Source organism: Mangrovicoccus sp. HB161399 (assembly GCF_013184745.1).
Taxonomy (GTDB): Bacteria; Pseudomonadota; Alphaproteobacteria; order Rhodobacterales; family Rhodobacteraceae; genus Mangrovicoccus.
The window spans coordinates 1-17900 of the sequence record NZ_JAATVU010000022.1; the positions used below are offsets into that span (position 1 = coordinate 1).

Here is a 17900-nt window from a genome sequence, read left to right on the forward strand (position 1 = left end):
TTATTCCGTAAAATTCCGAACATACGAAGCAGCGAACAGGGGTCCCGCCGCTGCGGCCCGGACCCGGCACCAATCAGGGAATGGCACGATGGCACTGGATGCGGCCGGCGGTGGATTCATCGCCCGGAACAAGCTGTGGACCGAGGCGCAGGCAGAAGCGGCCGCGCGGGTGATGGCGCTGGTCGAAGAGCACGAGCTGCGCACGATCCGCGTGGCGGTGGCCGATCCGCAGGGCAAGATCCGCGGCAAGACCCTGACCCCGCGCGCCTTCCGCGGCGCGATGGCGGACGGGCTCGACTTCACCACCGCGCAGTTCAACTTCGACAGCGCCGAGGGCATCGCCTACAACCCCTTCACCTCCGGCGGCAGCCTCGCCATGGAGGAGATGGAGGGCTTTCCGGATGTCACGCTGGTCCCCGACCCCGCCACCTTCCGCATCCTGCCCTGGGTGCCGAAGACGGGCTGGATCCTCGGCGACATGCATTTTCCCGACGGCGCCCCCGTCCCTTTCGATGCCCGCCACAAGCTGAAGGACGCGGTCGCCGCGCTGGAGAAGACCGGCCATAGCTATGTCGCCGGGCTGGAAATCGAGTTCACCGTCTGCCGCGTGCTCGACCCGATGATGGCGCCCGAGCACATGGGCAGCCTCGGGCTTGCCCCCGAGCCGCCGAAGGTGGAGCCGCTGTTCCGCGGCTTCGCCTACCAGTCCGAGGCGCATCTGGACGTGGCGGACGAACTGCTGGGCGTGCTGGCCGATCATTGCGAGGCGCTCGGCCTGCCCTTGCGCACGATGGAAAACGAGATGGGCCCGGGGCAGCTGGAATTCACCTTCGACGTGACCGGCGCGCTGGAAGCCGCGGACAACCTGACGCTCTTCCGCTCGATGGCGAAGCAGGTCTGCGCCCGGATGGGGCTGCACGCCACTTTCATGACCCAGCCCGGCCTGCCCGCCTTCTTTGCCTCCGGCTGGCACCTGCATCAGAGCCTGTCGAAGGACGGCAGAAATGTCTTCGCCACGCCCGAGGGCTCCGGCGCGCTGCTGTCGCCGACCGCGCTGAATTTCGTCGGCGGGCTGCTGGAACACGCGGTCGAGGCCTCGGTCTTCACCACGCCGACGGTCAACGGCTACAAGCGGCGCAAGCCGAATTCGCTGGCGCCCGACCGCGCGACCTGGGGCTATGACAACCGCGCCGCGATGATCCGCGTGCAGGGCGGGCCGGGGCTCTCCTCCACCCATGTCGAGAACCGCATCGGCGAACCGGCGGCCAACCCGTATCTCTATCTCGCCAGCCAGATCCTCTCGGGCCTCGACGGGCTGGAACGGCAGCTCGATCCCGGTCCGATGGAGCACGCGCCCTACGAGGCGGTGCACCGCCCGGAGCTGCCCAAGGATCTCTACGCCGCGGTCGAGGCGCTCGACGGCAGCGCCTTCTTCCGCGGCCATTTCGGCGACACCTTCGTCGACTGGCTGGTCGGCATGAAGCGCTCGGAACTCGCCCGCTTCGAGGCGGCCGAACCGGCATGGCGGGACGCCCCCGAGGCGGTGACAGCCTGGGAACACCGCGAATACTTCACCCGGTACTGACCATGACGCGCTACCAGAGCATCCCCACCGGCCTCGACGGGCTGGTGGAGGAGGGGCGCGTGCATCGCAGCCTCTATACCGACCGCGCGATCTTCGAGCGCGAGATGACCCATCTCTTCGGCGGCACCTGGACCTATCTGGCGCATGAAAGCGAGCTGCCCGAACCCGACGATTTCGTCCAGCGCCGTCTTGGCCTGCGCCGGGTCATCGTCACCCGCGACGGCGAGGGCCGGCTGCACGGGCTTCTGAACCGCTGCACCCATCGCGGCGCCACGGTCTGCCGCCAGGCCGAGGGCAAGGCAAAGCGATTCACCTGCCCCTACCACAACTGGTCCTTCGCCAATTCCGGCGAGCTGCGCTCGGTCCCCCTGCCCCGCGGCTACGGGCCCAGCTTCGACCGCGCGAAGCTCGGCCTCGGCAAGATCCGCGTCGAGAGCTATCGCGGCTTCGTCTTCGGCACGCTGAACCAGTCCCTGCCGCCCCTGCAGGACCATTACGGCACGGCACTCTCGATCCTCGACGAGTGGCTCGACCGCTGGCCCGGCGCCGAAATCAAGCTGCGGCGCAGGACGCACCGGCTGATCTGCAACGGCAACTGGAAGCTGATCTACGACAACGCCGCCGACGGCTATCATCCGGGCTTTTCGCATGCCTCGCTCTTGCGGATGCGCAAGGCGCGCTATGGCGGCGGCGTGGACATGCAATGGACGCTGGGCGATGTCGATGCCGGGCTTCAGACCGTGGCCGATGCGCGGAACGGCTGCACCTTCATCGACCAGCGCGCCGAGATTGCCCGCTACTGGGACCAGGCCGCGCCGATGCCGGGCGAGGAGGCCTATGCCGCGCAGATCCGCGCGCGCTATCCGGAGGTGGCCGAGCGGGCGCTCGACGTGGTCGTGGGCTCGGGAATGAACCTGAACATCTTCCCGAACCTGCTGGTCATCGGCAACCAGCTGCAGGTGATCGAGCCTCTGGATGTCGATCGCACCGACCTGATCTGGTACGCGACCGCGCTGGAGGCGCCGAACCTGCCGCCGGAGGTCAACACGCTCCGGATGCGGCTCCAGGAGGATTTCCCGAGCTTCGGCGAGCCGGACGACCTGGCGAATTTCGAGGAATGCCAGGCCGGGCTGTCGATCCCCGAGATGGACTGGGTCCATGTCGGCCGCCACATGGATACCGGCGCGGAATATGACGGCCCCCGCGGCCTGACCACCGGGCCGGTCTCGGACGAGCTGCCGATGCGGGTCTTCTGGACCGAATGGCTGAAGCGGATGCAGTCGGATGACGAGATGAGGGCGCTGTGATGGACGATTTTCTCGATGACGGCATCATGGGGGCGGGCTTCACGCTGGAGCAGATCCTGACGGATGCCGTGACCTCGCCCTATCTCGACGACAGCTATTACGACCTGCTTCGCCAGGACATGGCGGAGTGGGAGGCGATGGGCCAACCGCTGAGCGAGGCCGAACGCGCCAGCCACGAAGCGCTGATCCTGCAGGAAAACTGGCTCCTGGACCGCCGCGCCTACGAGAAGTGGCTCCATCTCTACAGCGCCCGCTGCCTCTACTGGATCCCGGCCGCGGACGGCCTGCCCGCGCCCGAGGTGGCCGATCCGCAGCACCAGGTGACCATCGCCTTCGACGACCGCCGCCGCCTGGGCGACCGGATCGTCTGGCTGCGCACAGGGGTCGCCTCGGCCCAGATCCCGGTCAGCCACACGGCGCATCTTAGCTCGGGCTTCGTCCGCGTGCCCACGGTGCGCGAGGGCGAGGTGAAAATCCGCTCGTCCTTCCTCTGCCACGAGATCCGCGCCGGCCACCCGGTGCAGGTGCTGTCGGGCTGGATGGGCCATGTGCTGGTCGAGGAGGAGGGCAGCTGGAAGATCGGCCGCAAGCTGGTCTGCCTGCTCGATGCCGGGCGCGCCCACCACAACCTGACATTCCTGGTCTGAGCCTCCCCGAAGCGGGAAGCCCAACGCAGAACCGGCCCCGCAGGGCCGGTCCGGATGGTTCAGGCGGAGCGCCGCGCGCCGCCGCCGCCCTGCCGCATCTGCCACAGCCAGCGCAGCACCGGCAGGAACAGCGTCAGCAGCGCCAGCGCCAGAAGCGCCACGGTGATCGGCCGCGTCCAGAGGAAGTCGAGGCTGCCGTTCGACAGCGACAGCGCGCGGCGGAAATTGGCCTCGGCCATCGGCCCCATGATCAGTGCCAGCACCACCGGCGAGGCCGGAAAGCCGTATTTCTGCATGAAGTACCCGGCCACGCCCGCCACCAGCATCACGCCGACATCGAACATCGAGTTGTTCAGCGCGTAGGTGCCGACCATGCAGAGCACCAAGATCGTCGGCGTCAGCAGCGCGGGCGGCACCTTCAGCACGTTGCCCATGATCCGCATCAGCCCCAGCCCCAGCACCAGCATCGCGACATAGCAGAACACCATCCCCGCGAAGAGCGTGAAGACCAGGTCGGCATGCTGCTGGAACAGCAGCGGCCCGGGCTGCAGCCCCTGCAGAGTCAAGGCGCCCAGCATGATCGCGGTCACCGCGTCGCCCGGAATGCCCAGCGTCAGCATGGTCAGCAGCGCGCCGCCGGTGCAGGCATTCGCCCCGGATTCGCAGGCCGCCACGCCCGACAGCTCGCCCTTGCCGAAATTCTCGGGGTTGCGCGAGAAGCGCTTGGCCTCGTTGTAGGAGACGAAGGCGGCGACATCCGCCCCCGCGCCCGGGATCATGCCCATCAGCACGCCCAGCCCGGTGGACCGCCCGATGGTCGGCAGCACGCTCCGGAGCTTGTCCCAGGGCGGCACCATCCGGCCGAGCTTCGCCGCCCGGCCCAGCCGCCGCGCCGGATCCTCCATCGTCTTGAACGCCTCCGCCGCGGCGAAGAGGCCGATCATCACCGGGATGAAGGGCACTTCGTAGAGATCGGGGAAACCGAAGGTGAAGCGCGGGAAGCCGCCCATCGGGTCGAGTCCGATCGTCGCGACCAGCAGTCCCAGCATCCCCGCGATCAGCCCCTTGACCGGCGAGCTGCCGGAAATCGAGGAGATGATCGACAGGCCGAACACCGCCAGCGCGAAGCTCTCGGGCGCCGAGAAGTTCAGCGCGAAGCGCGCCAGCACCGGCGCGAGGAAGATCAGCACCAGCACCGAGCCGGTGCCGCCGAGGAAGGACGACACCGTCGCCGTGCCGAGCGCCAGCGAGGCCTGGCCCTTTTCGGTCAGCGCGTAGCCGTCCATCGCCGTGGCCGCCGCCGCGGGCGTGCCGGGGATCTTCAGCAGGATCGCCGTGACCGAGCCGCCATAGACCCCGCCGAAGAACACGCCGGAAATCAGCAGCAGCCCCGGCAGCGGGTCCATGCCGAAGGTGAAGGGCAGAAGGATCGCCACCCCCATCGTCGCGGTCAGGCCGGGCATGGCGCCGATGAAGATGCCGATGGCCACGCCGATCACGGCCATCAGCAGCGCCATGGGGCTGGCCGCCAGCGTGGCGACCCCCTGGGCAAGCATCGAGAAATCGAACATAGCAGTCTCCGTTCGCCGCGCTCAGCCCGCGCCCAGCAGGGCGGAGCCGGGCAGCGGCACGTTCAGCCCGTAGGAGAAGAGCAGGAAGATGGCGGCGGAGGCGGCCGCGGCATAGACGGCATTGCCGACCAGCTGGCGCCGCCCCATCAGCCAGATCATCGCGAAGAGGAACAGCGCCGCGGTGGCGAGGAAGCCAAGCCAGGGCATCAGCGCGATCGCCGCCGCGACGGCCGCCACCGCCAGCGCGACGCGCAGCCTGGCGCCGGGCACCGGCGGCAGGCCCTCGTAGCCGGGGGCGCGCAGCGTCTGCACCGCCGAGACCGCGCAGAGCGCGATCAGCACCAGCGCATAGAGGACGGGAAAGCGTGCCGGGCCGACATCGGTGGGAAGCGTGTTGGGCGGAAAGCCCCGTGTCAGGACGATCGCCGCCACGGCCACCGCCGCGACGAGGCCGAGAAAGGCCAGGGTCCCCGCGCGCTCGCCCGGGGAGACCGCCTGCTCCATTGCAGTGTCAGTCATGGGAATTGCTCCTCAGAGAAGATGCCGGGCGCGGCAGCCCCGCCGCCCGCCCGGCCGCGGAGGGTCAGCGGGCCATGCCCAGCTCGCCCATGAGCTCTCCGAAGAACTCGTCCTGCGCCGCGATCTTCGCCTGGAAGGCATCGGCATCCATGTAGGCATGGTTCAGGTTCATCTTCGCCAGCTGCGCCTTGAAGGCCTCGGACTGCCCGGCAGTGGCAGCCACCTCGCGCAGCACGGCCAGCGCGTCATCCGGCAGGCCGTTCGGCACCAGCACGCCGCGCCAGGTGCCGACCGTCAGGTCGATGCCCTGCTCCCTGAACGTGGGCACCTCCGGGAAGGCGCCGACCCGCTCGTCGGCCATCACGCCCAGCATCCGCAGCTCGCCCGCGGCGACGAAGTTCGACACTTCGGCCGGGCTGACGCTGACCGCCTCGATATGGCCGCCCAGCAGCGAGGTCACCGCCGGCGCCGCGCCCTCGAAGGGGATGTGGTTGAAGGTGGCGCCGGCATCCTTGCCGAAGGCTTCCGCCGCCAGGTGCCAGATCGCGCCGGTGCCGGAATTGCCGATCCGCACCGTGCCCGGGTTCTCCTTGGCGTGGGCGACGAACTCCTCCAGCGTCTGCCAGGGCGCGTCGGCCTTGACGGTGATCGCCGAGGGGTCGGCGTTCAGCTGCGCGATGGCGGTGAAGTCCGTCGCCTTGAAGCTGGCCATGCCCATGTGCGGCAGCATGGTGATCTCCGCGGTGCCGAGCCCGATCGTGTAGCCGTTCGGCCGCGCCCGCGCGATGCCGGTCAGCCCGACCGCGCCGCCGCCGCCGGTGCGGTTGACCACGCCGATCGCCTTGGGCAGCGTCTCGTTGGCGATGTCGGCGAAGGCCCGCGCCACCAGGTCGGTGCCGCCCCCGGCCGAATAGGGCACGATCATCTCGATCGTGCGCGACGGATAGCCCGCCGCCATCGCGCGCCCGCCCAGCGGGATCGCAGCCATGGCACCAAGCGCCGAGAAGGTGAAACTACGTCTGTCCATCGTTATCCTCCACAGGAACAAATGCGGCCCTCTCCTTGTCCGGGCCGCGGAACGCGTCAGGCGGGAACCGCCTGCACCGGAAAAGCCGAAACGAAATCCCGGGCGTTGGCCGCAACCTTGGCCACGCTGTCGCCGGGACGGTAGAGCGCGCTGCCCAGCCCGAAGCCCGCAACCCCGGCTTCCAGGAAGGGCGCCATCGTGGCGGGCGAAATGCCCCCAACCGGCAGCAGCCGCGTGCCTTTTGGCAGCACCGCGCGCATCGCGCGGATCGCCGCCGGCCCGACCAGCTCGGCCGGGAAGATCTTCAGCGCGTCGGCCCCGGCGGCCAGCGCCGCGAAGGCCTCGGTCGGCGTCGCCACGCCCGGCACGCAGATCAGCCCGGCCTCCTTGGCCGCGCGGATGACCGCCGTGTCGGCATGCGGCATCACCGCCAGCTCGGCGCCGGTCTGCGCCAGCTGCGCCACCGCCGCGACCGACGTCACCGTGCCCGCGCCCACCAGCACATCGGCCGGCATGGCCGCGCGAACCTGCGCGATGCTGTCGAAGGGATCGGGCGAGTTCAGCGGGATCTCCATCAGCCGGAACCCGGCCTCCTGCAGCGCGCGGCAGGTCGGCAGGCTTTCCGCCGGGGTCAGCCCGCGCAGGATCGCCACCAGGGGCAGCGCGGCCATGGCCGCGTCGAACCGTTCCGCGAATGCGGTCTCAGACATTGCTGGTCTCCGTTTGTCCGGCCAGGAACCCGGCGGCTCCGGCAAGGGCGAAAAGCCCGGCTGGGGCGGGATTGCCCGGCTGCGCGGCGGGCGCGCGGCCGAGAAGCTGCTCCAGCGCCCGTTCGTAGCGGCGGCAGAGCGCGCCCTCGCCGACCAGGAACAGCGGCCGCCCGGCGTCCAGTTCCCCGGCCGCCGACAGCACCTCGTGGCCGATCAGCAGTCCCGACATGTAGTCGGCCAGCCCCTCCGGCGCGATCCGGCCGGTCAGGCCCAGCGTCCGCACGCTGAACAGCGCGTGGCTGAAGCCGCCCTCGCGCGCCCGCTCCAGCCCGCGGCCGAAGGCCTCCGGGTCGCCGCCGCCGTCCTGCGGCATCAGCCGGCCGAGGATCGAATGCGCCCGCAGAACGGCGAAGAGCTCGCCGGTCATGTAGGTGGCGAAATGGACGACCCGGCCGTCTTCCAGCTGCGCCCATTTCGAATGCGTGCCGGGCAGCACCAGCATCGCGTCGCGCGCCGCCTCCGGATGCGCGGCCAGCGTGCCGGCGATCTGGATCTCCTCGCCGCGCATCACGTCCGGCGCGCCGTCCGGCCCGTCCATCAGCAGCCCCGGCGCGATCGTCACCCGGCGGCCCTTGCGGGTCTCGAAGGACAGCGACGCGGCGGCCAGCGACTCCGGCCCCGCCGGGCAGCGCAGGTACGGCACCTCGCGCCAGCCCTGGGCGCTGCCGACCATGCCGGCCGCGACCACCGGCACCGGTCCCGGCGCCGCGTCCAGCCAGTCGCCGCAGATCGCCTCGAAGGCGGCCTCGAACCCGTCCTCTCCCGGCGCGGGCAGGTGCTGGATGCCGCAGCCGTCGGCCCGGGTCTGCAGGATCGCGCCGCCGGCATCCATCCGGTAGGCCCGCAGGCTCGACGTGCCCCAGTCCAGGGCCACGAGGGCGGTCGGCAGCTCGGTCATTCGGATCGCCCTCCCAGGCGTCTTGAAATTTCCGCGGCATGGGCCGCGACGACGGGACCGAGTTCGGCCAGCCGGGTCTCGGGCATGAAGGGCACGGCGCTTGCCACGCTCAGCCCGGCCGCCACCTTCCCCGAGAGGTCGCGCACCGGCGCGCCGACGCAGCGGATCCCGTATTCGTTCTCTTCCAGGTCGAAGCAGAAGCCGCGCGCGCGGCCCTCCTCCAGATCGGCGCGGAAATCCGGCCAGGGCCGCGGCGGCACCCGTCCGGGATGGCGCGCCTGGATCTCGGCGGCCGCGCGGTAGAGCGGCTCCCAGCGGTCCTCGGGCATGGCCAGCATCATCGCCTTGCCCAGCCCGGTCAGCGCCAGCGGCATCCGCTGCCCCGGCCGCGACCGCATCTCCAGCCCGCGCGTGCCCTCGATCTTGTCGAGATAGAGCACCTCCGCCCCGTCCGGGATGCCCAGATGGACGGTGTCGCCGGTGATCCCCGCCAGCTCGCGCAGCACCGGCTCGGCCAGGCTGCGCACCGGGCGCTGCTCGGCGGCGCGCTGGCCGAGGAAGATCAGCTGCGGCCCCAGCAGGTAGCCCGCCTGCGGCACGTGATGGAGGTATCCCGCCGAAACCAGGCTCGACAGCAGCCGGTGCGCCGTGCTGCGCGGCACGCCGAGCGCGCGGCCGATGCTGCCGGCATCCGACACGCCTTCCGACACCAGCCGCAGGACGTCGAGCCCGCGCAGCAGGGTCTGCGTGCCTTTCGCCGCGCCGGACGCGGCGGTGCTGACCGGATCTTCCCCCATCTTTCCTCCTTTTCCGGGGGGACTATGAATCGGCCCCCGTTTTGTGTCAAATAGTATTATACCGTCCCATATAGTGGGACATATGGAGGAGCCGGGCAGACCCGCGCCGCATCGCGGGCGCCGGGGCCCGGCAAGCAGGAAGGAAGACGACATGCATGACGATCTTGCCGGGCGCCGCGTCCTGGTCACCGGATCGAGCCAGGGCATCGGCCTGGCCGTGGCCTGCGCCTTTGCCGCCGCCGGGGCGCGGGTCGGGCTGAATGCGCGCAGCGCCCCCGGCGGGCTGGACGCTCTGCTGGACGGGCTGGGCGGCGGCGCCGCCTTCTTCCCGGGCGACCTGTCGCGGACCGCGGACTGCGAACGGGTGGTGGAGGACTGCGCCGCCCGCTTCGGCGGGCTCGACATCCTGGTCAACAATGCCGGCGCGCTGGTCGGCCGGGTTCCGCTGGAGGAGATCGACGACGCCTTCTACGACGCGGTGGGCAGCGTCAACTGCCGCTCGGCGCTGATGTGCACCCGCTCCGCCCTGCCACACCTGAAGCGCTCCGCCGCCGAAACCGGGCAGATGGCCTCGGTGATCCTGGTCGGCTCGATCGCCGGCAGCACCGGGGGCGGCCCGGGCGCGGGACTGTACGGCGCCGCCAAGGCCTGGCTCCAGAACATCCAGAAGAACTGGGTCGCCTTCCACACTGCCGACGGCATCCGCTTCAACACGGTCTCGCCCGGCACGGTCGACACCGCCTTCCATGCCGACAAGGACGCCGCCGCCCGCGCCGCGGTCTCGGCAGGCATTCCGATGGGACGGTTCGGCCGCCCCGAGGAGATCGCCCCGGCCTTCCTCTTCCTCGCCTCCAATGCCGCCGCGGGCTATGTCACCGGCCAGGTGATCGAGGTGAATGGCGGCCAGTTCATGCCCTGACGGCCCCCTGCCGGACCGGGCCGTTCCGGCAGCCCGGTCCGTCTGCGGCGCTTCTGTGCCGAATCCTGGATACTTCCGCCGCCGGTCTCCCGGGCCGAGGATGTCCGGTAAACCCTTCCCTGCCGATCCGCCCTGCCCCGTCCCGGCCATGTCCGTGGACCGAGGGACACGCTTGACGCGGCGACAGCGCCAAGCTCCCGTATTGCCGAGAAAACTCTTGCCAGACTCGCTGCACCCATGCAGATAGTAACGGAAGGCAGTGAAATATTCGGCCATAACCGTAACAACAGGCAGGACGGCACCTGATGCCGGACAGAATAGGCAAGGCCATGGCAAAGGACCAGAGCGTCCTTCCCCTCCGCCAGCGCGGAGGCGAACGCATTGACCGGCTGGTCGGCGAGCATGCCGAAAAGCTTTCCGAACGGCTGCAGGCCCACCGTGCCCAGCTTTTTCCCCCGAACGCCCGCAAGGAACTGCGCCGCTTCACCTCCGGCGAGGCCGCGCAGCTGCTGGGCGTCAAGGACGCGTACCTGCGCAAGCTGCATCTCGAAGGCCGCGGCCCCTCGCCCGAGATCCGCGCCGGCGGCCGCCGCTACTACGCGCCCGAGGACATCCAGGCGCTGCGCGAACTGCTCGAACAGGGCGCCAAGACGCCCGGCACCTACCTGCCCGGCCGCCGCGACGGCGACCACCTGCAGGTGATCACGGTGATCAACTTCAAGGGCGGCTCGGGCAAGACCACCACCGCCGCGCATCTGGCGCAGCACGGCGCGCTGCAGGGCTACCGCGTGCTGGCGATCGACCTCGACCCGCAGGCCTCGCTCTCGGCGCTGCACGGATTCCAGCCGGAATTCGACCTGCTCGACGGCGGCACGCTCTACGACGCGATCACCTATGACGACCCCAAGCCGCTGGCCGAGATCATCCAGCGCACGTATTTCACCAATCTCGACATCGTGCCGGGCAATCTCGACCTGCAGGAATTCGAGCATGAAACCCCGATGGCGCTGTCCCGCGGCGAGGGCGGACTGTTCTTCACCCGCGTCGGCGCCGTCCTGGGGCAGGTGGAGCAGGATTACGACCTGGTCATCATCGACTGCCCGCCGTCGCTGGGATTCCTCACCATGTCGGCCCTCTCGGCGGCAACCGCCGTGCTGGTCACCGTGCATCCGCAGATGCTGGACGTCATGTCGATGTGCCAGTTCCTGCTGATGACCTCGAACCTGCTGGGCGTCGTCTCCGATGCCGGCGGCGACATGAGCTATGACTGGATGCGCTACCTGGTGACCCGCTACGAGCCCGGCGACGGGCCGCAGAACGAGATGGTCGCCTTCATGCGCTCGATGTTCGGCGAGCATGTCCTGAACCACCCGATGCTGAAATCCACCGCCATTTCGGATGCCGGCATCACCAAGCAGACCCTCTACGAGATCGAGAAATCGCAGTTCACCCGCTCCACCTACGAGCGCGCGATCGAAAGCCTCAACTCGGTGAACGGCGAAATCGAGGGGCTGATCCAGAAGGCATGGGGGCGCTGAGATGGCACGCAAGAACCTGCTCAAGGGGCTGATGGTCAACGCCGCCGTGCAGGCGGAGAAAGCCGCGGAAGAGGGCGCCGCCCCGGCGCCCGGCCCGGCCGCGTCCGACCCTGCCCCGTCCGGCCGCCCGCGCTATTCCAAGGGCGCCATCGGCGCCGTCAGCCAGTCGCTGGCCGAGCTGAAATCCCGCGCCCTGACCGATCTCGACCCTTTCTCCATCGAGGATGGCGGCGTCACCGACCGGCTCGACGACGACGACCCCGAGGCGCATGCCATGCTGGTCGCCAGCTTGCGGGACTACGGCCAGCAAGTGCCGGTTCTCGTCCGTCCGCATCCCGGCAGCGAAGGGCGCTACCAGATCGTCTACGGCCGCCGCCGGATCCGCGCGCTGCGCGATCTGGGCCAGCCGGTCAAGGCGATGATCCGCGATCTCGACGACCGCGAGCTCGTCGTTGCCCAGGGCCAGGAGAACACCGCGCGCAAGGATCTGACCTTCATCGAGAAGGCGAATTTCGCCCGGCAGATGCGCGACGCGGGCTATGACCGCAAGATCATCTGCGACGCGCTCCACGTCGACAAGACGCAGATCAGCCGGATGCTGTCGGTCGCCGATTCGGTGCCGCTGGCGCTGATCGAGGCGATCGGCGCGGCGCCCTCGGTGGGGCGCGACCGCTGGCTGGCGCTGGCCAACCTGATGTCGGAAACGGGCACGGGCGAGGGCGAGGCGATCGCCATGGCCAATTTCGCCGAGGCCAAGGACAGCGACGGCCGCTTCCAGGGGCTGATGAAAGCGCTCGCCCTGCCCCGGCGCCGCGCGAAGCAGACCGGCGACAGCCGCGACGCGGTGCTGAAATCCGCCGCGGGCGAGCCCGTGGGCAAGCTCACGCGGCGCGACGGCAAGATCACCATGACCATCCCCGCCGGAGCCGCCGAAGGCTTCGACGAGTGGCTGGAGAAGAATTTCGACCGGATCCATGGCGACTGGCTGGCCAGCCGCCGCGGCAAGGGCCGGTAAACGGCCCGCACTGACAGGCAAGAGAGCAGAAACCAAAGGAGGCACGGCACAGGCAGAACCAAAAAGAAAGCCCCCCGGACATGACATCCGAAGGGCCTCTCAAGCGATCTAGCACCTCCTTGATAGGCCACTGCGTTGACAGCTGTCAACAACCGTCTCTGGACGGAGGGGAGGTTTTTGCCCGCGTGAACTGACATGCAGAGATTGACAGCGACGCCCTTCGGGCGGCGGGCGGTGACGGCTGCCCAAATGGAGGCGCAGGCGCGTGCAGCCGCTCCGGCGCCCGTTCCCGCCGTGGACAAATGGCAGGTCTTCCGCGACCTCACCACCGCCCGCAGGCAGTTCGGGCTGTCCGGCCGCAGCCTCACCGTCCTGAACGCGCTCCTGTCGTTCTTCCCCGAAACGGAGCTCTCCGGCGACGGCCCGCTGATCGTCTTCCCCTCGAACCGGACCCTCGGCGAGCGCGCCCACGGGATGGCGGAGGCAACTCTGCGGCGCCATCTCTCGGCTCTCGTCGAGGCCGGGATGATCCTCCGCCACGACAGCCCCAACGGCAAGCGCTACGCCCGGCGCGGCTGCGATGGCGGGCTGTCCGTTGCCTACGGCTTCGACCTGCGGCCCCTGCTCGTCCGATGGCCGGAAATCGCCGCGGCAGCGATCGAAACCCGCGACCGGGAGCTGCGCCTCCGCCGTCTGCGCGACGCGGTGGTGCTGCGGTTCCGCGATGCCGGGAAGCTGCTGGAATTCCTCCGCGCCGATGACGCCCGGACCCTCCGCAGCGATGACATCGCCTTCCTCGCCGAACTGCCGCTGCTGCTCCGCCGGAAGCCCTGCTCGGAGGCACTGCGGAAAGCCGCGGACCATCTGGATGACCTCTGCCAGAGGCTCGCGGCTGCTGCGGTCACCCTCGCTGAAACAGCGGAACCGAGCGGCAGACCCGACCGGAATGAGCGGCACATACAGGTTCAGGATATAAACTTCCCTGACTCTGAAAAGCCCGAGCAGACAGCATTCACGCAAAACCCGGACAGGCTGCAAGACAGAACAGGGACAAACAAAGACAACAACAAAGAAGCCAGCCTTCCACGCATCCTCGCTGCATGTCCTTCGCTATCGGCCTACTCCACCGAACCAGTCGGGGATGCCGACAGCTTCCGCCGTGCAGCTAAGCAAATTGCGCCCTGGCTTGGGATCAGTTCGGACACTTGGCAGGGGGCGGAGAACAGCATGGGAGGATTGGCAGCGGCTGCCACCGTCGCGGCTATGCTGGAAAACCGGGGACGGATCCGTTCGCCCGGCGCCTATCTCAGGAGCCTCAGCCGGAAGGCCGCCCAGGGGACATTCTCCATCCTGCCGATGCTGCGGGCCCTGGAGGGACGGAATGCAGCAGCGAGTTGACGGCTGTCAACTTTCCGATCCGGCCAGACGGCAGGTGCCGAGTTGACAGCCGTCAACTTCCCAATCTCGAACCCGAAGAAGGCGAGCGGAGAAAGGGGCAGGGCATCTTCCGCCGCCAAGCCTCGGCCATCATTGCAGGCGTTACAGCAGGAAACGGAACAGCTTGCCCTTGCTCTCCTCGGGGCCAATTTCGATCTCGGGTTCGACGCCGGATGGACAAATCACTGGGACAGGCTGAATGGCGGATAGCGGCGCATTACCGGACATACCCCGCATGGTCACCAAGCGGCGTTTTCGAAGCTATAATGTATGGGAAAGCGCCTGAGCGCGACACGTCCGCGAACCGGGCATGACATGTCGGCCAAGGGCCGGCATCCTTCTCTAACCATAGCGGAGTCCTAGCTGTGCGTCGACCTTCGATCGCAGGTTCCGCGCTTGCGACGCACCATTGGAGAGATGGCCGAGGGCAAAGGGACAATTTCGGCCAGGCAGCGTGGGACAGCATAACTTGTGCACTCCAGATGCGGTCCGTTTTCCGGGTCAGATCATCGCGATCGGAGTTGCCGTTGCCGCCTTCAGCGTTCGCATCTGCGGCCGCCACGGACCGCAGCAAAACGCGACGGTCAGAGCCAGTCATCGGGAGGAGTCCACCCCAAGCGTCGAACACATGCAGCCGGATGAGCGCACGGATGCCCTGCGGAGCGGCATCGCCGGATGCAAGCGCGGAAGCATGCAGCCCTCGATCTTGGAGGCCACGCGGACCCCGCCAAGGTCCTTTTCGCCGGGGAACGGGCCGGAGAGGGTCACGGTCTGGCAGGAGGGCGTCCCGAAAGGATGCGCGCAGCAGACGGCGGCTGCCGGGGAGGGAACCGCCAGTTCCGGAACGGAGGGATGCACGGACTGCCGAAGGGACCGGGCAGGGAGGATGCGACCCCAGCTGTCAGGTCGGATCGGCGAGGGTCCAGCAGGCGTAGAGGGTTCGTCCGCTCCTGGAATGGAGTGCCGCATTGCGGTGGGGAACCTGCTGGCGGCGGAGCCGCAAGGCCCCACGTGCTCCGCCGGACCGGTGGCCGGTCGGCCGACGCCCGCGGGGGGCGCGATGAACGTCCAATGGAATTCGCGGGCGATCGCGGTGTCCTCCCCGAAAAAGCGGCTGGCGGTGTCTTGCGGCAGTGGCAGGGCAGGGAAGGGCTGCGGAGGCATCCGAAACCGAATTCTGCGGGGGCAGAGGATCGTCCTGGCAGCCTTGTGCGCTCCAGCTTGCGGAAAGGCTGAGGGGTGTTTCGGGCGGGGGGCGGGGGTGTCGGCATGAGCAGCGGGCGGCATCGGTCGCAGCGCCTGTGCCGGTCGATGACGATCCTGCCGGCCGGGACCTGCTGGTTTCCGAGCCCAAGCGGCAGTCGCTGCCCTGCCCCGCCTGCTGCGCCGCTGCCGGCGGTCCTCGCCGGGAACCGGGCGGTGCCGATGGCGGCCCGCAGGAGACGGCAGCCATTGGCCGAGGTGCCAAGGCAGCGGCGGCCGCGGGCTTTGCGGTCCGACTGCGCCGGTTCCGTGCCGGATGGCCATGGCCCAGCCGTCGGCCCGGCACCAGGAGCGGCGCGGGCTGCGCCCTGCTGCCGCAGATGGCGATGACGTTGAGTCACGCCGCCGTGCGTCCTCTCCCGTCGGGGCGGAGCCCGCCATATCTGCAGAGGCACCGGGCGGATGGCCTCCGTCCGGGCGGCACGGTGCCGAAACACTTCAGAGGGAGCCATAGATGGACACGAGCGACCGCCAGGCGATCAGCGGACTTTTCGACAAGCTTGCGGAGGTCGAGCGCCAGGCGCCGTCCCGCGATGCGGAAGCCGAGCGCTTCATCGGAGACGCGATTTCCCGCCAGCCGGGCGCGCCCTACTACATGGCGCAGACCGTGGTCGTGCAGGAGCACGCGCTGACTGCGGCGCAGGCGCGGATCGAGCAGCTGGAGGCCGACCTGGCCGAGGCGCGGCAGCGGCCGCAGGGCGGCGGCGGATTCCTGTCGGGGCTCTTCGGCGGGCAGGCGCCGCGCCGGGCCGCGCCGATGCGCCAGGCGGTGCCGCAGGGCGCGCCGGGCGGGTTCCTTGCCGGGGCCGCGCAGACCGCGATGGGCGTCGCGGGCGGCATGCTGGTGGCCAATGCCGTTTCCGGCCTCTTCGCCGACGAGGCGCAGGCCGCGGAAATGCCGCAGGAGGATGACTCCGATTTCGGCATGGACGACTTCGGCGACGACGGCGAGTGGTAGGCCACCCGCCGTCTCCGCGGTCGGCCCGGCAGCTCTGCCGCGTCCCGGCCGCGGGACAGCTCCGGCAGCGGCGCGTTGAGCGCCGGGCCATGCCGCGGTGCCCTGCGCTCCCCGGCCTCTCCGGGCGCGGCGCGGCGCGCGGCTAGGGATCGGCGGCGAGGTCGAGATAGACGCCGTTGGTCCAGCCGAACCCGTCCTGCAGCTCGTATTCGCCGCCGCCGCCGGGCGACAGCGGGTCGATCACGTTGTATTTCTCGACGAACTTGCCCGAGGCGCGGAACACCGCATCGCAGGTGGCCAGCCACCGGCTGCGCAGTTCCGCGGCCAGCGCGCGATGGCCGTAGCGCCGCAGCCCCTGCACCGCGATCCATTGCAGCGGCGCCCAGCCGTTGGGGCTGTCCCATTGCTGGCCGCTGGCAATGTCCGTGGTCAGCAGACCGCCGCCGCGCAGCAGCCGGCGTTCCGCCCAGTCCGCCGCCCGGGCCGCCTGCGCCTCGGTGGCGGCTCCGGCCCAGAGCGGGAACAGCCCGGCCGCCGAGGTGACCGGGAGCAGCGATCCGTCGTCGGCGAGAAGATCGAAGAAATAGCCGCGCTCCGCGTCGAAGAAGCGTGCCGAGATCGCATCGCGCCGCCGGTCGGCGGCAGCACGGTAGCCCTGGGCGCGGTCCGGCGCGGCGTCCGACGCGGCCAGCGCCAGCAGTTCCTCCATCCGCAGCAGCAGGCAGTTGAGGTCGACCGGCCAGATGCGCGTCGTGCGGATCGTGCCGAGGTCCTGCGGATCGGAGAGCCAGCGCGAGGAGAAGTCCCAGCCGCTTTCGCAGGCGGCGCGCAGGTCGCGGAAGAAGCCGGGATGCGCCCGCGCGTGGTCCTGCCAGGCCAGGTCGGTGGCATACATCTCGATCCGCGGCCCGTCGCCCGCATCCCAGTAGCGCGCCAGCCCGCCGCGGTTGCGCGGGCTCTCCATGAAGAAGCGGTACTCGGCCTCCATCGCGGGCAGGTAGCGGGCGAAGGCCGCGGCCGGATCGCCGGTGGCGCGCCCGTAATCGGCGACCATGGGGGCGAAGAAGGGCGGCTGAGACCGGGTGAGGAAGTAGGAGCGGAAGCCGTTCGGAACGAAGCCGGTCTCGCGGATCGCATGGGCGAAATTGTCGAGCATGTCCCGCACCAGCCCGGTGCGTCCCGAGCGCAGGAGCCCCAGCTGGGTGAAGTAGCTGTCCCAGTAGTAGGCTTCCTGGAACCGCCCGCCGGCGATCACGTAGGGATGGGGCAGGGGGTAGCGGGCCGAGCGCTCCGCCGGGTCGTCTGCCGGGCGGATCAGGTGCGGCCAGACCGCTTCCAGGTGCTCTGCCGGGCCATGCGCCGGATCGGTGCGGTAGCCTGCGCCGGGCGGCTGGGCGGGCCGGAACCAGCGCGCGTGGAAGGCGCGCAGGTCGACCGGCCCGTCCGCCTGGGCCGCGGCATAGGCCGCCCGGATTTCCTCCGCCGGCGCCAGCAGGACCGAATCCGAGATCGCCTTCTCGTCCGGCCAGAGGCCGGAGCAGTGGAGATCGGCGAAGAGCGTCTCCAGGCTCTGGTCGAGATATTCCATCGCATGTCCTCCCCGGCGGTGCGCTGGTCCCGAGGCTAGTCCCGGGCCTCGGCGATGGCCA

At 69.6% G+C, this 17900-nt stretch carries 15 protein-coding genes; 8 read left to right on the forward strand and 7 right to left on the reverse strand.

Going from position 1 to position 17900, the window contains the following annotated elements:
- The first annotated feature begins 88 nt into the window (after positions 1 to 88).
- The 3 genes from HCC78_RS13985 to HCC78_RS13995 are packed head-to-tail and all read left to right on the forward strand — an operon-like array spanning position 89 to position 3539.
- A complete protein-coding gene (locus tag HCC78_RS13985) occupies positions 89 to 1585 on the forward strand; it encodes a glutamine synthetase family protein (RefSeq protein WP_172329406.1) in 1497 nt (498 codons plus the stop codon).
- A 2-nt stretch (positions 1586 to 1587) separates the two neighbouring features.
- Entirely contained in the window at positions 1588 to 2892 is a 1305-nt protein-coding gene (locus tag HCC78_RS13990; protein ID WP_172329407.1) for an aromatic ring-hydroxylating dioxygenase subunit alpha, read from the forward strand.
- Positions 2892 to 3539 carry an aromatic-ring-hydroxylating dioxygenase subunit beta gene (locus HCC78_RS13995; RefSeq protein WP_172329408.1) on the forward strand — a complete coding sequence of 216 codons (648 nt, stop codon included), beginning with the start codon at positions 2892 to 2894 and terminating at the stop codon, positions 3537 to 3539. The genes HCC78_RS13990 and HCC78_RS13995 overlap by 1 nt, the downstream gene beginning before the upstream one ends.
- Before the next feature lie 59 nt (positions 3540 to 3598).
- On the opposite strand, the gene HCC78_RS14000 is transcribed toward HCC78_RS13995, so the two are convergent.
- The 6 genes from HCC78_RS14000 to HCC78_RS14025 form a co-directional block, all read right to left on the reverse strand.
- Entirely contained in the window at positions 3599 to 5110 is a 1512-nt protein-coding gene (locus HCC78_RS14000; protein ID WP_172329409.1) for a tripartite tricarboxylate transporter permease, read from the reverse strand.
- A 21-nt stretch (positions 5111 to 5131) separates the two neighbouring features.
- On the reverse strand, positions 5132 to 5629 hold the full coding sequence (locus HCC78_RS14005; RefSeq protein WP_172329410.1) for a tripartite tricarboxylate transporter TctB family protein: 498 nt from the start codon (positions 5627 to 5629) through the stop codon (positions 5132 to 5134).
- A gap of 64 nt (positions 5630 to 5693) precedes the next feature.
- Positions 5694 to 6656 carry a tripartite tricarboxylate transporter substrate binding protein gene (locus HCC78_RS14010; RefSeq protein WP_172329411.1) on the reverse strand — a complete coding sequence of 321 codons (963 nt, stop codon included), beginning with the start codon at positions 6654 to 6656 and terminating at the stop codon, positions 5694 to 5696.
- Between the two features lie 56 nt (positions 6657 to 6712).
- On the reverse strand, positions 6713 to 7366 hold the full coding sequence (locus tag HCC78_RS14015) for a 2-dehydro-3-deoxy-6-phosphogalactonate aldolase (RefSeq protein WP_172329412.1): 654 nt from the start codon (positions 7364 to 7366) through the stop codon (positions 6713 to 6715).
- Positions 7359 to 8324 carry a 2-dehydro-3-deoxygalactonokinase gene (locus HCC78_RS14020; RefSeq protein ID WP_172329413.1) on the reverse strand — a complete coding sequence of 322 codons (966 nt, stop codon included), beginning with the start codon at positions 8322 to 8324 and terminating at the stop codon, positions 7359 to 7361. Before HCC78_RS14020 ends, HCC78_RS14015 begins: the two co-directional genes overlap by 8 nt.
- Entirely contained in the window at positions 8321 to 9121 is an 801-nt protein-coding gene (locus tag HCC78_RS14025) for an IclR family transcriptional regulator (RefSeq protein WP_172329414.1), read from the reverse strand. Before HCC78_RS14025 ends, HCC78_RS14020 begins: the two co-directional genes overlap by 4 nt.
- Positions 9122 to 9272: 151 nt before the next feature.
- Between HCC78_RS14025 and HCC78_RS14030 the strand changes: the two genes are divergently transcribed.
- The 5 genes from HCC78_RS14030 (at position 9273) to HCC78_RS14050 (ending at position 16251) form a co-directional block, all read left to right on the forward strand.
- Entirely contained in the window at positions 9273 to 10040 is a 768-nt protein-coding gene (locus HCC78_RS14030; RefSeq protein WP_172329415.1) for an SDR family NAD(P)-dependent oxidoreductase, read from the forward strand.
- A gap of 329 nt (positions 10041 to 10369) precedes the next feature.
- Positions 10370 to 11578, forward strand: coding sequence for a plasmid partitioning protein RepA (gene repA / locus HCC78_RS14035; RefSeq protein ID WP_216671159.1), 1209 nt, complete (start codon positions 10370 to 10372; stop codon positions 11576 to 11578).
- A 1-nt stretch (position 11579) separates the two neighbouring features.
- Positions 11580 to 12593, forward strand: coding sequence for a plasmid partitioning protein RepB (gene repB, locus HCC78_RS14040; RefSeq protein WP_172329417.1), 1014 nt, complete (start codon positions 11580 to 11582; stop codon positions 12591 to 12593).
- Between the two features lie 195 nt (positions 12594 to 12788).
- Positions 12789 to 13991: a plasmid replication protein RepC gene (repC, locus tag HCC78_RS14045; protein ID WP_172329418.1), complete on the forward strand. Its 1203-nt coding sequence runs from the start codon at positions 12789 to 12791 to the stop codon at positions 13989 to 13991.
- 1756 nt (positions 13992 to 15747) lie between these two features.
- Positions 15748 to 16251: a DUF2076 domain-containing protein gene (locus tag HCC78_RS14050; protein WP_172329419.1), complete on the forward strand. Its 504-nt coding sequence runs from the start codon at positions 15748 to 15750 to the stop codon at positions 16249 to 16251.
- A 142-nt stretch (positions 16252 to 16393) separates the two neighbouring features.
- On the opposite strand, the gene HCC78_RS14055 is transcribed toward HCC78_RS14050, so the two are convergent.
- Entirely contained in the window at positions 16394 to 17839 is a 1446-nt protein-coding gene (locus HCC78_RS14055) for a trehalase family glycosidase (RefSeq protein ID WP_172329420.1), read from the reverse strand.
- Positions 17840 to 17900: the final 61 nt, after the last annotated feature.

Coding starts and splice junctions, on each gene's coding strand:
- HCC78_RS13985 (WP_172329406.1), top strand. CDS start 89: ATGGCACTGGATGCGGCCGGCGGTGGATTCATCGCCCGGAACAAGCTG.
- HCC78_RS13990 (WP_172329407.1), top strand. CDS start 1,588: ATGACGCGCTACCAGAGCATCCCCACCGGCCTCGACGGGCTGGTGGAG.
- HCC78_RS13995 (WP_172329408.1), top strand. CDS start 2,892: ATGGACGATTTTCTCGATGACGGCATCATGGGGGCGGGCTTCACGCTG.
- HCC78_RS14000 (WP_172329409.1), bottom strand. CDS start 5,110: ATGTTCGATTTCTCGATGCTTGCCCAGGGGGTCGCCACGCTGGCGGCC.
- HCC78_RS14005 (WP_172329410.1), bottom strand. CDS start 5,629: ATGACTGACACTGCAATGGAGCAGGCGGTCTCCCCGGGCGAGCGCGCG.
- HCC78_RS14010 (WP_172329411.1), bottom strand. CDS start 6,656: ATGGACAGACGTAGTTTCACCTTCTCGGCGCTTGGTGCCATGGCTGCG.
- HCC78_RS14015 (WP_172329412.1), bottom strand. CDS start 7,366: ATGTCTGAGACCGCATTCGCGGAACGGTTCGACGCGGCCATGGCCGCG.
- HCC78_RS14020 (WP_172329413.1), bottom strand. CDS start 8,324: ATGACCGAGCTGCCGACCGCCCTCGTGGCCCTGGACTGGGGCACGTCG.
- HCC78_RS14025 (WP_172329414.1), bottom strand. CDS start 9,121: ATGGGGGAAGATCCGGTCAGCACCGCCGCGTCCGGCGCGGCGAAAGGC.
- HCC78_RS14030 (WP_172329415.1), top strand. CDS start 9,273: ATGCATGACGATCTTGCCGGGCGCCGCGTCCTGGTCACCGGATCGAGC.
- repA (WP_216671159.1), top strand. CDS start 10,370: ATGGCAAAGGACCAGAGCGTCCTTCCCCTCCGCCAGCGCGGAGGCGAA.
- repB (WP_172329417.1), top strand. CDS start 11,580: ATGGCACGCAAGAACCTGCTCAAGGGGCTGATGGTCAACGCCGCCGTG.
- repC (WP_172329418.1), top strand. CDS start 12,789: ATGCAGAGATTGACAGCGACGCCCTTCGGGCGGCGGGCGGTGACGGCT.
- HCC78_RS14050 (WP_172329419.1), top strand. CDS start 15,748: ATGGACACGAGCGACCGCCAGGCGATCAGCGGACTTTTCGACAAGCTT.
- HCC78_RS14055 (WP_172329420.1), bottom strand. CDS start 17,839: ATGGAATATCTCGACCAGAGCCTGGAGACGCTCTTCGCCGATCTCCAC.